Below are 13,879 nucleotides of genomic sequence, written 5' to 3' on the forward strand. Positions count from 1 at the left end.
AGAAGAGATGGAGTTTTGCGATGCACCCTCCGCACCGCCTCGAAGTCCAGGGGCTCACCAAACGCTTCGGCACCGTCGACGCCGTCACCGACCTGACGTTCACGGTCGAACCCGGCCGCGTCACCGGCTTCCTCGGCCCCAACGGCTCCGGCAAGACCACCACCCTCCGGATGCTGCTCGGCCTCGTCACCCCCGACGCGGGCGCCGCCCTCATCGGCGGGAGCCGCTACCGCGACCTCCCCGAACCCGCACGCACCGTCGGCGCGGTCCTGGAGGCCTCCAACTTCCACCCGGCCCGCACCGGCCGCGACCACCTGCGCGTCTACGCCGACATGCTCGGAATCCCGAGCGCCCGCGTTGAGGAGGTACTGGCGATCACCGGCATTGCAGATGCCGCCCAACGCAAAGCGGGCGGCTACTCCACCGGGATGCGCCAGCGCCTCAACCTCGCCACCGCGCTCCTCAGCGACCCGCCGGTCCTGATCTTCGACGAGCCCACCAACGGGCTCGACCCCGAAGGCATCGCCTGGCTGCGCCGCCTCCTGCGCGACCTCGCCGCCGAGGGCCGCACGGTCCTGGTCGCGAGCCACGTCCTCTCCGAAGCCGAACGGCTCGTCGACGACGTGGTGGTCATGCACCGGGGCCGACTGCTCACCGCAGGGCCATTGCACGCCTTGACCACCCATGGATCCGGCCTCGAACGGGCCTTCCTTCGACTCACGGGAGCCGTGGCATGAACCGTCTCATCCGCGCCGAGGTGCGCCGCCTCTGCTCGACCTCGCTGTGGAAATGGGGGCCGCCCGTGGCGATCCTCTCCGGCGGCGCGCTCACCGCGCTGTCCGTCCTCGTGGGGCCGGAGCACTTCGACCCGCCGATGCCCGGCATCGAGACTGAGTCCGGAGTGCGCTTGGTACTCAGCCTGATCGGGCTCACCGTGCTGGCCCCGGCGCTGTTCGGGGCGCTAGCGGTGACCTCGGAGTACCGGCACCGCACCATCACGTACACGTTCCTGTTCGCGCCCCGGCGGCATCGCGTACTGGCGGCGAAGCTGGTCGCGTATGCGATCGCAGGCACCGGGTACGGCCTCGTCGTCGCCGCGTCGGCAGCAGCCGCGCTCTACGGCTCCGCAGCGGTGAAAGGCGTCGCGGTGGGCGCCGATCCGGCGGCCGTGATCGGCATCCTCGCGAGCCTCGCGGCGGCGATGGCCGTCTACACCGTCATCGGCGTGGGGGTCGGAGCGCTGCTGCGCGACCAGACCGCGACCCTCGCGGTGCTCGGCGCGTACCTGTACATGGTGGAGCACCTGATCGTGCTCATCCCCGGGGCCGGCGCGATCTATCCGTTCCTGCCCGGCGGCGCGACCGCCGCGTTGACGCAGGCGAGCCTGATGGGCGAGGCCGCCGTCGAGGTCACCGGCGCGGCCGCTCCCTTGCTGCCGCCGGTACTCGGGGCTGCCGTGCTCCTCGCCTATGCGCTGCTGGCCGCGGCGGCAGCCGTGGTGCTGCCCATGCGCCGCGACGTGACCTGAACTTCGAGAAAGGAACCGACATGGCAGTACTCGAATTCACCGACACGCACCTTCAGGTCCAGTTGACCGGGGCCCGACGCGCCTTCGGACGCTGGCGTCCCCTGCTGATCCCGTTGGCGGCGATCACGGCCGTCCGCGCCGACCCTGAGGCGGCACGGGCCTTCCCCGGCCTGCGCTGGGGCTTCGCCACCAACGTTCCCGGGATCGTGAACCTCGGTTCGTTCCGGCGGGGCGGCAGCCGCGACTTCTGGGACGTCGCCGCCCCGGAGAAGGCCATCGTCGTCGAACTCGAAGGCGCCAAGTACGACCGGCTGCTCCTCGAAGTCGACGACCCGGAGCAGGCAGCGGCCGAGATCCGCTCCCACGCGGTCTAGGGCCCCGGGCAGGCGGGCGGCGCGATTAAGCTTGGCGCTCATGGAGGAGCATCCGCTGGCCCGGGAGGTCTATCCCGGGCTCGTCGCCGAACTCGCCCGCCTGCTCGAGGACGAGGGCGAGCGGTTCCTGGCGATCCTGGCGCACGATCTGCGGATCGTCGCCGAATGCGGCTGCGGGAACGACACGTGCCAGAGCTTCCACACTTCCGTCGAGTTCCCGCCCGGGACGAAGTACGGGCCGGGGCACCGCAACGTCATGCTCGACCCCGCGGAGGGCATGCTCGTCCTCGATGTCGTGGACGAGCGGATCGTCTACGTCGAGGTGCTCGGGCGGCCCGCGATGGTCCGGCGGGGTCTCACCGGCTGAGCACGGTCTCCAAGTGCGCCTTGAGTTCGGCGGCCACATCGACCTCGTCGGGGTCGTAGAGCCACTGGACCTGGAGGCCGTCCCACAGGGCCACGAACCAGACGGCCTCGCGGCGCGGGTCGCGGTCGGGGCCGAGCTGGCCGCTGTCCTGGAGCATCGCGAACACGCCGGTGAAGTGGTCGAGCGCCCAGCGGAAGCGCCGGGTGAAGTAGGCGTGCGCGGGGTGGTCGGCGGCCGTGGCCTCGTGGGAGAGCACGGTGTACAGCTCGATGAGGCCGGGGCGTTCGGCGTTCGCGCGGGCGCCTTCGATGAGGGCGCGGAAGAAGGCGCACGGCGGGAGCGGCGCCAAGACCTCGTCGCCGATCCGGTTGTCGCGGCGGGAGAGGACGGCGGCCAGGAGCGCGTCCTTGGAGCCGAAGTGGTGCAGCAGTGAGGATTTCGCCGAACCCACGCGCTTGGCGATGTCGCTCAGGCTGGTCGCGGTGAAGCCTCGGTCGGCGAACAGCCCGGTCGCGCTCTCGATGATGCGGGCCCGCTGCTCGCGCCCGCGCGCGTAGCCGGACTCGTCGGCCGGGGGCGGCGCGGGCAGGCGAACGAGTGCGCTGCCGGGGGCGTCGGCGACCGTGTCGAGGTCGGTCCGGGCGGCCTCGGCCGGGGTGCGGGCGAAGTACTCGGCGAGTTCGGCGACGACGTCCACTTCGTCGAGGTAGAGCGAGACGACCTGCAGGCCGTCCCAGGCGGAGGTGAGCCGCGCGCCGTCGGTGTCGCCGCCTTCGAAGTGGTAGCGGCGCAGCTTCTCGTAGCGGCGCTTCATGTGCTCGTGGCCGGGGTGGTTCGGGGAGACGGCCTCGCCGGTGAGCGCGGCGAACAGCGGCAGGTACCCGGGGGTGGCGGCATTGCGGCGGGCCAGGCCCAGGAGCGCTTCGGGCCGGGGAAGGTCGGCGTGGGACTCGATCCAGGCGAGGTTGGCGTCCTCCCAGCGGGTCAGGAGCGCCAGGAGCAGGTCGTCTTTGGATTTGAAGTAGCGCAGCAGCGAGGCGTGCGAGACGCCGGCCTTCGCGGCGATCGCGCGGAGCGAGACCCCGCTGAACCCCTCGGCCGCGAACAGCTCGTAGGCCGCGTCGAGCAGTTCCTCCTGGCGGGCTCGGCCGGTCGCGTAGCGGCGCTGGGTGGCGGCGGTCACCTGTGTTCCTCACGGTCGGCGGTTCGGGTGCGGCGCTGGCCGCGGGGCCAATCCTAACCGTTCGTTCGAAAATTGTGAGCCAAAGAAGCTAACCACTCGGTCAGGATTCGAGCTACAGTCCATCGCAGGGCACCGTTGCCCCAGCTTGAAAGGTCAGTGCCATGACAGAGTTGTCAGCCCCCGTGGCCGCGCCCGCGGCTCCCGCCCGCGAAGCGCGCTCCTACCCCTTCGCCCTCGCCGGAGCCAACTTCGGCATCTACGTCGCGATCCTCACCCCGGTCATGGTCTCCATGGCCTTCAAGATCGACCACATCACCGCCACCCCCGAAGCCGCCGCCAGCGCCCTCGGCCTCGTGCTCGGCGTCGGCGCCCTCTTCGCCCTCATCGCCAACCCCCTCGTCGGCCGCCTCTCCGACCGCACCACCTCCCGCTTCGGCATGCGCCGCCCGTGGATCATCGGCGGCGCCGTCACCGGCCTCCTCGCCCTCGCGCTCATCGGCGTCTCCGGTTCCGTGTGGCTGGTCCTCCTCGGCTGGTGCGTCGCCCAGACCGCGCTGAACGCGGTGATGGCCGCCGCCAACGCGACCCTGCCCGACCAGGTGCCCGCCGAGCGGCGCGGCAAGACCTCCGGGATCGTCGGCATCACCACGCCGCTGGGCATCCTCGGCGGTTCGTTCCTGGTGAACTTCATCGACGGCGACCTGCTGCGCTTCACCGTCCCCGGCGCCCTCGCCGTGCTCTTGTGCCTGCTGTTCGCGTTCAGCCTCAAGGACCGGGTCCTGGCCGAGAAGCCCGCCGAGCGGTTCACGGTCCGGCAGTTCCTCGGCTCGTTCGTGTTCAACCCGGTCAAGCACCCCGACTTCGGGTGGACCTGGCTGACGAAGTTCCTGGTCATGTTCGGGTACGCCGGGATCGCCTCGTACCTGCCGTACTACCTCACCGACAAGTTCGCGCTGAACGAGCAGGAGGCGATCGGCGTGATCCTCCTGGCGAACGTGGCCTCGATGCTCGCGATGGCCGCGTCGAGCCCCATCGGCGGGATCGTCTCGGACAAGCTCGGCAACCGCCGCGCACCGGTCGCGTTCGCCGGGCTCGTCATGGTCGCGGGCCTCGTCATGCTGGCGTTCGCGCCGACCACCGGGATGGTCATCGCCGCGCAGGGCGTCATCGGCCTCGGCGCGGGCGCGTTCTTCTCGGTCGACCTGGCCCTCGCCACGCAGGTGCTGCCGAACCCGGAGGACACCGCGAAGGACCTCGGCGTCCTCAACATGGCCAACGCCCTGCCGCAGTCCCTGGCCCCGGCGATCGCGCCCGCGATCCTCGCGCTCGGCAACGCGACCCCGCTCGGGGGCTACCCGCTCTGGTACCTCTTCGGCGCGCTCACCGCGCTCGCCGGGGCGGTCCTGGTGTACCGCATCAAGTCTGTCAAGTAAGGGAGCACCGCATGAACGACATCGACACCCGCTACCGCGACGCGTCGCTGCCCGTCGGGGACCGCGTCGAGATCCTGCTCGGGCAGATGACGCTCGAAGAGAAGGCCGGGCTGTTCTTCCACACCATGATCACGGTGGGCGAGGACGGCGAACTGGCCGGGCCCGACCCGGTGTTCGGGCTGCCGTCGAACGAGGAGTACGTCGGCGGGCGGCTCATGAACCACTTCAACGTCCTCGGCGGACTCCCCTCGGCCGAGGCGGCCGCGAAGTGGCACAACCGGCTCCAGGAGCTCGCGGCCGGGACGCGCCTGGGCATCCCGGTGACGCTCTCGACCGACCCGCGGCACTCGTTCAGCGACAACCCGCTCGCCGCGCTCAACACGCACGCGTTCTCCGAATGGCCCGAGATGCTGGGCTTCGCCGCGCTGCGCGACGAGGCCCTGGTGGAGCGGTTCGGGGACATCGCGCGCCGCGAGTACACCGCGATCGGGCTGCGCGTCGCGCTGCACCCGCAGATCGACCTCGCGACCGAGCCGCGCTGGGCCCGCCAGCTGCCGACGTTCGGCGAGGACGCGGACCTGGTCTCGCGCCTCGGCGCGGCCTACATCCGCGGGTTCCAGGGCGCCGAGCTCGGCCCGGAGTCGGTGGCGGCCATGGCGAAGCACTTCCCCGGCGGCGGCCCGCAGCTCGACGGCGAGGACCCGCACTTCGCGTACGGGCGCGAGCAGGTCTACCCGGGCGGGCAGTTCGAGCTGCACCTGAAGCCGTTCGAGGCCGCGTTCGCGGCCGGGGTCTCGCAGATCATGCCGTACTACGGGATGCCCGTCGGGACCGAGCACGAGGAGGTCGGGTTCGGGTTCAACAAGTCGGTGATCACCGGGCTGCTGCGCGAGCGGTTCGGCTTCGACGGTGTGGTCTGCACGGACTGGGGCCTGGTCAGCGACGGCGAGATCATGGGCCAGCCGTTCCCGGCCCGCGCGTGGGGCGTCGAGGACCTGTCGCCGCGCGAGCGGATGATCAAGATCCTGGACGCGGGCGCCGACCAGTTCGGCGGGGAGGCCATCCCTGAGCTGCTGGTCGAGATCGTCCGGTCCGGCGAGATCAGCGAAGCGCGCCTTGACGTCTCGGCGCGGCGGCTCCTGCGCGAGAAGTTCGTGCTCGGTCTCTTCGACCGGCCGCTGGTGGACGTCGAAGCGGCCGTGTCGCTGGTCGGCTCGGCCGGGTTCCGCGCCGAAGGCGAAGCGGCCCAACGGGCTTCGGTGACGCTGCTGAGCAACGACGGGACCCTGCCGCTCAAGGCGGGCCTGAAGCTGTACGTCGAGGGCGTCGACCCCGAGGTCGCCGCCGAGTACGGCCAGGTCGTCGCGACACCCGAAGAGGCGGACGCGGCCGTGATCCGGCTCCAGGCCCCTTACGAGCAGCGCGAGACGATGTTCGAGAACTTCTTCCACGCCGGGTCGCTCGACTTCCCGGCCGACGTGGTCGAGCACCTCAACGCCGTCGCGGCCTCGGTGCCCACGGTGGTCGACGTGTTCCTCGACCGGCCCGCGATCCTCGGCCCGGTCGTCGACGCGGCCGCAGCGGTCACCGGCAACTACGGCACCAACCCGCGGGCGCTGTTCGACGTGCTCACCGGCGCGGCCGAACCGAAGGGCAAGCTGCCGTTCGACATCCCCTCGAGCATGAAGGCCGTCGAGGCCAGCCGCCCCGACGTCCCGTTCGACACCGCCGACCCGCTCTTCAGGTTCGGGCACGGCCTGTCGTATTAGGTCGAATGAGGACGGCGGACCCCGCGCGGGCCCGCCGTCCTCGTGTCACCGGGAGGCGGACATCGGTGCGAGCGCGGCATCGCCGTCGCCCTCGACCACGCTGTTCGAGGCGGCCAGCGCGAAATCCTGCCGCAGGCCGCCGGGGGCCGCGCCCGGGGCGTGCTGCGTGACCGAGACGCCCCGCACGCGCACGGTGTAGACGCCGTCCTCAGGGGCGGCGACGGTGATCTGCTGGACGTTGTTCGTGACCCGCGTGGCCGGGTTCGCGTCCCAGTTCACGACCTCCCCGCCGGGCGTCTCCAGTTGCAGGTACAGCTCGTTCACCAGACCGCCCAGGCCCTCCAGTGAGGGTGCGTCCGTCCACACGAGCGTGACCTTCAACGGCTGTGCCGGATCGGCGGCCTCGAGCCGGTAGCGGCGGATCTCCCCGGTCGCGACCGCGTCGGCGGGCGCGTCCGCGAACCGGCTGCGGTCCGCTGAGCCGACGGCGCGGGCCACGTCGATGCGCCCGAAGCCGCTCACCGGGTTCGGTCCCTCGGGGACTTCACCAGTGAACTGGCCGGGCATCGCGACCGCGCCGTTCACCAAGAGCGCCTTCAGCAATGCGGCGGAAGGGCGGCGGCCGTCCTCCACGTGGCCCTGCGCGGCGAGGTGCTGGCGCACCAGGGCCGCCGCGCCCGCGCACAGCGGCGTGGCCATGCTCGTGCCGCCGCTCCAGCAGTAGCGTTCGCGCAGCGGGTGGCCCTCGGGCAGGCGGCCCCACAGCGGCTCGTCGTCCCCGGCGTACACCGAGGTGAGCATCGAGAGGACGTTCGTGCCCGGCGCCACCACATCGGGCTTGATCCGCAGGTCGTCGGTCGGGCCGCGCGAGGAGAACGCGGCCATGCCGTCGGCGTCGTCGGAGACGTGCCCGGCCTCCCCGAGCTTCGGGTAGCGGCCCAGCTGGCTCCAGTTGCGGTCGATGCCCGGCGGCGGCTCGGAGCCGCTGGGGCGCAGGTTCTCGCTGGCGCCCACCGTGAGGCAGTTCTTGGCGGTGCCGGGCGAGCCCATCGAGTCGGGGTCGATGACGCCGTCGCTGTCGGCGTCCTGGCCGTCGTTCCCGGCCGCGAAGAGCACCAGCATGTCCGGGTGCGTCCACATGAACTCGTCGACCGCGCGGGCGTTCTGCCCGTACTCCCCCGCGAGCGGCGCGCCCCACGAGTTGGTGTGGACGCGCGCGCCCGCCTCGTAGGCCTCGGCGAACAGCTCGCCGATATCGCCGGGGATGCCGTACAGGCCCGAAGCCGGCGGCGGCCAGGGGAACGTGAACGGCTGCAGGCCTGCCGCCGCGAGCTCCGCGCGGGACTTCCACCTGATCCGCTGGTTGATCGCCTGGAAGAACAGGGTCGCCTCGGGCGCGATCCCGGCCGGGACCGGCCCGGCCCCGGCCTGGCGGGCGGCCGATCCGTCGCCGAGGACCGAGCCGGTGACGTGCGTGCCGTGCCCGGAGTCGGTGTCGGCCGGGCCGTCGTCGTGGCCGGGCGGGTCGTTCGTGAAGGGCGCCAGGACCTTCCGGGTCGGCCACGAGGTGATCGCACTGATCCTGCCGCGCACGTCGGGGTGGACGGTCTCGATGTCGCCGTTGTCGAGCCCCGAGTCGGCCACGGCCACGATCTGCCCGGCGCCCGCGAGCGGCAGGTCCCCGAAGCGGTGGTCGGCCGGGACGCCCATGATCGCGGCGGCCTGGTCGTTGCTCGTCACCGAGAACGCGTACGGCACGATCGCCTGCACGCCTTCGAGATCGGCGAGCTCGGCGATCACCGGGCGCGGGACGCTCGCCACGAGCGACTTCGGGAGGGCGGTGAACACCGAGCCGCCCGCGTCCCGGATGCGGCGGGCCAGCGCGCCGGTGTCCTCACCGGGGAAGACGGCGACCTCGACCATCTGCGGGCCCTCATCGGCGAAGTCGTCAGGGTCCACCGCCGCGAGGGAGGCGGCGTCGAGGTCGCGGCGACGCGCGGGATGGAGCTTCGGGGAGACCTTCATGGCCGGGCGGTACGGGGTGACCTCGTCGACGTGCGCAAGGGCCCGGACCGCTTCGGCGCGTTCGGGAAGGAACCCGGCGAGAAGGGTGAACCCGGAAAGGGAGCCGTGCAGGTCCGCTCCCGCTTCGGTCAATTCGTCAAGCCAGGCGGCAGTGGGCGGGCCGACGAGTTTGACGAGCCAGTAGGCGGTGCGGCCGGGTTCGGGGGCGAGCGTGACGGCCGCCTGCGCGTCGAGCGCGGCGGCGAACTGGAAGCTGGCCCCGGCGGTCTGGACGGGCTGCTCGGGCAGGGGCGTGGTCTCCAGGCCCCTGGAGGCGAGGTCGCGGGCCTGGCGGGGCGTGCCGGCGACGAGGAGCTGGTCGGGGTATTCGGCGAGGAGTTCCACTCCAGTGCCGAGGGCGGTGTCGCGGTCGTCGGTGTGCCGAAGGGTCACAAGAAGTCTGGACATGGAGGCCTTCTTCGGGAGGGGGAATGCCGCGTGCACCGGGCGGCTGCCTTCCAGGCTACGCCTCGATCACGGTGCGTAGGGTCCCCCAAAACGGGCGACCGGGCCCCGCGGTGTGACGATCACCTGAGGCCCGGCCCGCTCAAGGTCCTATTTGGACCAAGCTCCCTCTTCGACTGCCCGGTTCGCCCAGTCGGCAAAAGCAACCGGCTTGCGACCGAGCACTTGCTCGACGCCGTCGGCGACGTCGCCGATCTTGCCTTCGCGCATGATCCGGTACATCACATCGAGGAAGAACACCAGGTCATCGGGCAGCCCCTCGGCCCGCAGCGCGGCGGCGTAGTCCTCGGGGCTCACGTTCTGGAACTCGATCGATCGACCGCTGGCTTGGGCGATCGCCTCGACCGCCGCAGGGAAGCTCAACGCCTCAGGACCGCTGAGCTCGTAGACCTTCCCGCTGTGGCCGTCTTCAGTCAGAACGGCAGCAGCGACGGCCGCGATGTCGGCGGTGTCGATGAACGGCTCGACCGTGTCTTCGACCGGCAAGAAGAGCTCGCCGTCAAGCATCGCCTGCAGCATGTCCCCCTCGCTGAAGTTCTGGTTGAAGTTGTTGGCCTGCAGCACGGTCCACTCCACCCCGGAGGCCTTCACGGCCTCCTGCGCGGCGTACATCCCGATCACTTCGGGGCCGACCCCGGCCGCTTCGGCGAGCACGTGGATGCGGCGGCCCGACTGCGAGACCAGGCGGCGCACGCCCGCCTTCACTGCGGCGGCGACGATCGCCTCGGCCGGGAAGGGCTCGTCCGGCGGGATCAGGTAGACGGCGCTGGCGCCCTCGAAGGCGGCGGCCCACGTCGACTCGTCGTGCCAGTCGAACCGGATCTCGGTGCTGCGCGAGACCGCGCGGACGCGGTGCCCGGCTTCACGAAGCTGCTCGGTAAGGCGGCGGCCGACCTTGCCGGTCGCGCCGGTGACCAGGATGGTTTCGTTCTCGTTGCTCATGTCCCCCAGTCAACTCGACCGAAGACACAGAGCCCATCGCTCAGACGCCACGATCCATGCGCATGCGTCTACGGCGCCGCGTCGCGAACCGCGCCGAGCGCCCGGACGAGGTCCCCGACTCGCGGAGAGGCGAGCCGGTAGCGCATCGAACGGCCCGCGCGGTCGGCCGCGACGAGACCCGCTTCCCGAAGCACCGCAAGGTGGTTCGACACGTTCGACTGCGAAGCACCGGTGCTCTCGACAAGCTCGCCGACCGCGGCGTCGCCGGTCGCGAGCGTGTGCAGGAGCGCCAACCGGATGCGGCAGCCCAGGGCCCGGCCGATGTCGAACAGGCGGTCGTCCACGTCGTTGTAATCCATCAGGCATCCATGATACGTTGCCTTCATATCATCAATCACTGATATATGGAGGACGCATGACCGCGATGGTCTGGACGCACACCGACGAGGTTCCCGCGCAGCGCTTCACCGACGGCATCACCCTGCGCGAGCTGTGGCAGGGCCCGCCCGGGCGCAAGGCCTACGTCGTCGACATCGCGGCGGGCGCGGTGTGGCCCGGCATCGACGTCCACGAGCCCGGCCCGGAGGAGGTCTTCGTCGTGTCGGGCGTGTTCAACGACGGCGTGCGCGACTACCCCGCCGGGTCGTTCATCCACTGCCCGGCCGGGTCGAGCCACGTGCCGCAGTCGGTCGAGGGGTGCCGGCTGTTCGTGTTCTACCCCGAGGGCTGAGCGGCCGCCGCCGTGTACCGGGCGGCCAGCGCCCGCAGGTGGTCTCGGAACTCCCGCGAGTCTTCGACCGTGAACGGAATACCGAGTGCGGTGACGTAGTTCGTGAGGTCCCGCAGCAAGTCGCTCCCGGTGCGCCACAGGCATTCCGACTCCCCCGCCGGCTCCAGGAGCCCGCTCCCCGGCGGCAGCATCGCGGCGACCCGCTCGACGGGGGCCTGCACGCGGATCACGACCTGGTGTTTCCAGGCGCTATGGCCCAGGCCCCGCAGTACATGCGCAACGGCCTCTTCCGGCGGGTCCTTCGGTGTGAACCGGGGCCCGTTGGGCGTCCGCAGCAGGATTCGGTCGGCCCGGTAGGTGCGCCAGTCCGCCCGGTCGACGTCCCAGGCCAGGAGGTACCAGCGGCGTTCGGTGTAGACCAGGCGGTGGGGCTCGGCCCGCCGCCTGGTCTCCGCTCCCGCCCGGTCGCGGTAGTCGAACCGCAGCTGCTCGCAGCGGTACACGGCCTCGGCGATCAGCGTCAGCACTTCGGCGTCCACAGTAGGCCCGGCTCCCGTGGCCGAGGCCGTGGCCGACCTGAGCACGTCGATCCGATGGCGCAGCCGCGAGGGCATCGTCTGCTCCAGCTTCGCCAGCGCCCGCAGCGAGGTCTCCTCGATCCCGGCCACCGAACCCGCAGCCGCCGCCCGCAGCCCGATGGCGACCGCGACTGCTTCCTCGTCGTCCAGGAGCAAGGGCGGCATGGCGTTCCCGGCTTCAAGCCGGTAGCCGCCAGCGCTGCCGGTCACCGAGTGGACGCGGTAGCCGAGCTGCCGCAGCCGGTCGATGTCGCTGCGCACGGTCCGCGTCGACACCTCGAGGCGTTCGGCGAGCGCCGCGCCCGTCCAGTCGCGCTGGGTCTGCAGCAACGCGAGCACCCGCAGCAGCCGAGCCGAAGTCTCCAACATTCCCGAATTCTCTCACCCATTGCGGAAGCAAATCTTCCGCAATGGGCCATAGCTTGGTCTTCAACGACAACGAAGGAGACAGTCAATGTTGCGAGGGTTCAGCACCATCAGCTTTTTCGCCGAGGACCTCGAGGCCGCGAAGGCCTGGTACACCGAACTGCTCGGCGTCGAGCCGTACTTCGGGGTGCCCGGGTACATCGAGTTCCGCGTAGGCGACTACCAGCACGAGATCGGGATCGCGCAGGCCGAGTGGGCGCCGCACGACATGACGGCCGGGCCCGGCGGCGCGATCGCGTACTGGCAGGTCGACGACCTCGACGCGAGCATTGAGAAGCTGACGGCCATGGGCGCCAAGGAGTACGAGCCGAAGATCGTGCGCGGCGAGGGGTTCGAGACGGCCTCGTTCGTCGACCCGTTCGGGAACGTCCTCGCCGTCATGTTCAACAAGCACTACGTCGACATGCTCGCGGCGAGGTCCTGACCGTGGAGTACCTCGATCTCGCCGACCGCGCCGAGTGGGAGGCCTGGCTCCAGGCCCACCACCGGGACGAGGGGTCGGTGTGGCTGCGGATCGGCAAGGAGCGCTCGCCTGAGGGGCGGCTGCGGATCGGGCCCGCGCTCGAGGCCGCCCTGTGCTTCGGGTGGATCGACGGCCACCGCAAGAGCCTCGACGGCGACTCGTTCCTGCAGCGGTATTCGCCGCGCACGAAGCGCAGCCCGTGGTCGAAGCGGAACCGGGGCATCGCGGAGGCGTTGATCGCGGAGGGCCGGATGCGGCCCGCCGGGATCGCCGAGATCGAGCGTGCGAAGGCCGAGGGACGCTGGCCTGACGCTGACTAGTGGGATGATGGCCGGGTTCTTCGAGGAGGCACCATGAACGGACCCGGCCGTCGGCCCCAGACCACGATCTTCACGCACATGTCGGCGCTCGCGCAGCGCCACGGCGCGGTCAACCTCGGGCAGGGCTTCCCCGACGAGTCCGGGCCCGCGCACGTCATCGAAGCGGCCGCTGCCGCGATGCGCGCGGGGCACAACCAGTACCCGCCGCTCGCGGGCATTCCCGAACTGCGCTATGCGATCGCCGAGCACCAGCAGCGCTGGTACGGCCTCGCGCCCGACCCGGACGAGGGCGTCACTGTCACTGCCGGGGCGACCGAGGCGCTCACCGCCGCGATCCTCGCGCTCGTCGACCCCGGCGACGAGGTGATCGCGCTCGAACCGAGCTACGACTCCTACAAGGCGGCGGTCGCGATGGCGGGCGGGACGCTCGTGCCGGTGCGGCTCGAAGCGCCTGACTACCGGCTCGACAAGCAGCGCCTTAGCGAAGCCGTCACCGAGCGCACCAAGCTCCTCCTCGTCAACTCGCCGCACAACCCGACCGGGACGGTCCTGCACCGCGACGAGCTGGAGGCGGTCGCCGCGCTCGCGGTCGCGCACGACCTGATCGTGGTGACCGATGAGGTGTACGAGCACCTAGTGTTCGACGGCCGCGAGCACGTGCCGCTCGCGTCGCTGCCGGGCATGTGGGAGCGCACGGTGAGCATCGGCTCGGCCGGGAAGACGTTCTCGGTCACCGGTTGGAAGATCGGGTGGGCGACCGGCCCGGCCGACCTGGTCGCGCGCGTGAAGGACGTCAAGCAGTGGCTGTCGTTCGCGTCCGGCACCCCGTTCCAGTACGGGATCGCGGCCGCGCTGGCCTCGGGCGACGGGTTCTACCGCGACTACGTTGCGGGCTACCAGGAGCGGCGCGACCTCATGGTGGCCGGGCTCAAAGGCATCGGCTTCGACGTGTACGAGCCCGAAGGCACCTACTTCGTGACCACGGGCGTCGCGTCCTTCGGGTACGAGGACGGCATGGAGTTCTGCCTCGAACTGCCCGAGCGGTGCGGGGTCGTCGCCATCCCCAACCAGGTGTTCTACCTCGACCAGGCGCCGCGCCCGGAGGTGCGGTTCGCGTTCTGCAAGCGGCTCGACGTGATCGAGGAGGGGCTCGAGCGGCTGGCGAGGGGCCTGGCCTGACCGGTAGGGTGGCGTCCATGCGCAACGGCATTGCCCCGCCCGCCTCCTAGCGCGGGCC

The 13,879-nt window shown here is 71.1% G+C and carries 15 protein-coding genes; 10 read left to right on the top strand and 5 right to left on the bottom strand.

The features are described from left to right. Positions 1 to 20: 20 nt before the first annotated feature. From ACZ60M_RS06700 to ACZ60M_RS06715, 4 genes are read left to right on the top strand one after another with little or no spacing between them, the layout of a single operon-like run. The gene (locus tag ACZ60M_RS06700) at positions 21 to 737 is read left to right on the top strand and encodes an ABC transporter ATP-binding protein (RefSeq protein WP_465415416.1); all 717 of its coding nucleotides are present in this window, start codon (positions 21 to 23) and stop codon (positions 735 to 737) included. Next, entirely contained in the window at positions 734 to 1,528 is a 795-nt protein-coding gene (locus ACZ60M_RS06705) for an ABC transporter permease (protein ID WP_465415418.1), read from the top strand. Before ACZ60M_RS06700 ends, ACZ60M_RS06705 begins: the two co-directional genes overlap by 4 nt. 20 nt (positions 1,529 to 1,548) lie before the next feature. Further along, on the top strand, positions 1,549 to 1,902 hold the full coding sequence (locus tag ACZ60M_RS06710) for a hypothetical protein (RefSeq protein ID WP_465415420.1): 354 nt from the start codon (positions 1,549 to 1,551) through the stop codon (positions 1,900 to 1,902). A gap of 40 nt (positions 1,903 to 1,942) precedes the next feature. Then, the gene (locus ACZ60M_RS06715; protein ID WP_465415422.1) at positions 1,943 to 2,269 is read left to right on the top strand and encodes a hypothetical protein; all 327 of its coding nucleotides are present in this window, start codon (positions 1,943 to 1,945) and stop codon (positions 2,267 to 2,269) included. Here the strand turns inward: ACZ60M_RS06715 and ACZ60M_RS06720 are convergent. Next, on the bottom strand, positions 2,259 to 3,452 hold the full coding sequence (locus tag ACZ60M_RS06720) for a TetR/AcrR family transcriptional regulator (protein WP_465415424.1): 1,194 nt from the start codon (positions 3,450 to 3,452) through the stop codon (positions 2,259 to 2,261). The genes ACZ60M_RS06715 and ACZ60M_RS06720 overlap by 11 nt on opposite strands. A 161-nt stretch (positions 3,453 to 3,613) precedes the next feature. On the opposite strand from ACZ60M_RS06720, the gene ACZ60M_RS06725 reads away from it, so the two are divergent. Together ACZ60M_RS06725 and ACZ60M_RS06730 are read left to right on the top strand one after the other, a co-directional pair. Then, complete coding sequence (locus ACZ60M_RS06725; protein ID WP_465415426.1) at positions 3,614 to 4,885, top strand: MFS transporter; 1,272 nt, start codon at positions 3,614 to 3,616, stop codon at positions 4,883 to 4,885. A gap of 11 nt (positions 4,886 to 4,896) precedes the next feature. Continuing rightward, positions 4,897 to 6,654: a glycoside hydrolase family 3 protein gene (locus tag ACZ60M_RS06730; RefSeq protein ID WP_465415428.1), complete on the top strand. Its 1,758-nt coding sequence runs from the start codon at positions 4,897 to 4,899 to the stop codon at positions 6,652 to 6,654. 45 nt (positions 6,655 to 6,699) lie between these two features. On the opposite strand, the gene ACZ60M_RS06735 is transcribed toward ACZ60M_RS06730, so the two are convergent. The 3 genes from ACZ60M_RS06735 to ACZ60M_RS06745 form a co-directional block, all read right to left on the bottom strand. Next, positions 6,700 to 9,126, bottom strand: coding sequence for a S8 family serine peptidase (locus tag ACZ60M_RS06735; RefSeq protein ID WP_465415430.1), 2,427 nt, complete (start codon positions 9,124 to 9,126; stop codon positions 6,700 to 6,702). 147 nt (positions 9,127 to 9,273) lie between these two features. Next, the gene (locus tag ACZ60M_RS06740) at positions 9,274 to 10,125 is read right to left on the bottom strand and encodes an NmrA family NAD(P)-binding protein (RefSeq protein ID WP_465415432.1); all 852 of its coding nucleotides are present in this window, start codon (positions 10,123 to 10,125) and stop codon (positions 9,274 to 9,276) included. Positions 10,126 to 10,193: 68 nt separating this feature from the next. Beyond that, positions 10,194 to 10,484, bottom strand: a complete 291-nt coding sequence (locus ACZ60M_RS06745) for an ArsR/SmtB family transcription factor (RefSeq protein ID WP_465415434.1) — start codon at positions 10,482 to 10,484, stop codon at positions 10,194 to 10,196. Positions 10,485 to 10,540: 56 nt separating this feature from the next. On the opposite strand from ACZ60M_RS06745, the gene ACZ60M_RS06750 reads away from it, so the two are divergent. Next, entirely contained in the window at positions 10,541 to 10,855 is a 315-nt protein-coding gene (locus ACZ60M_RS06750) for a cupin domain-containing protein (protein WP_465415436.1), read from the top strand. Here the strand turns inward: ACZ60M_RS06750 and ACZ60M_RS06755 are convergent. Beyond that, a complete protein-coding gene (locus tag ACZ60M_RS06755; RefSeq protein ID WP_465415438.1) occupies positions 10,840 to 11,802 on the bottom strand; it encodes a helix-turn-helix transcriptional regulator in 963 nt (320 codons plus the stop codon). The genes ACZ60M_RS06750 and ACZ60M_RS06755 overlap by 16 nt on opposite strands. 85 nt (positions 11,803 to 11,887) lie before the next feature. Here ACZ60M_RS06755 and ACZ60M_RS06760 point away from each other — a divergent pair, with 85 nt between their 5' ends. Genes ACZ60M_RS06760 through ACZ60M_RS06770 form a run of 3 tightly spaced genes read left to right on the top strand, consistent with a single transcriptional unit; the run spans position 11,888 to position 13,821 of the window. After that, a complete protein-coding gene (locus tag ACZ60M_RS06760) occupies positions 11,888 to 12,283 on the top strand; it encodes a VOC family protein (RefSeq protein WP_465415440.1) in 396 nt (131 codons plus the stop codon). Positions 12,284 to 12,285: 2 nt separating this feature from the next. After that, the gene (locus ACZ60M_RS06765) at positions 12,286 to 12,642 is read left to right on the top strand and encodes a YdeI/OmpD-associated family protein (protein ID WP_465415442.1); all 357 of its coding nucleotides are present in this window, start codon (positions 12,286 to 12,288) and stop codon (positions 12,640 to 12,642) included. A 33-nt stretch (positions 12,643 to 12,675) separates the two neighbouring features. Beyond that, entirely contained in the window at positions 12,676 to 13,821 is a 1,146-nt protein-coding gene (locus ACZ60M_RS06770) for a methionine aminotransferase (protein WP_465415444.1), read from the top strand. Positions 13,822 to 13,879: the final 58 nt, after the last annotated feature.

The sequence above is a fragment of the Glycomyces sp. NPDC050141 genome, assembly GCF_055586545.1.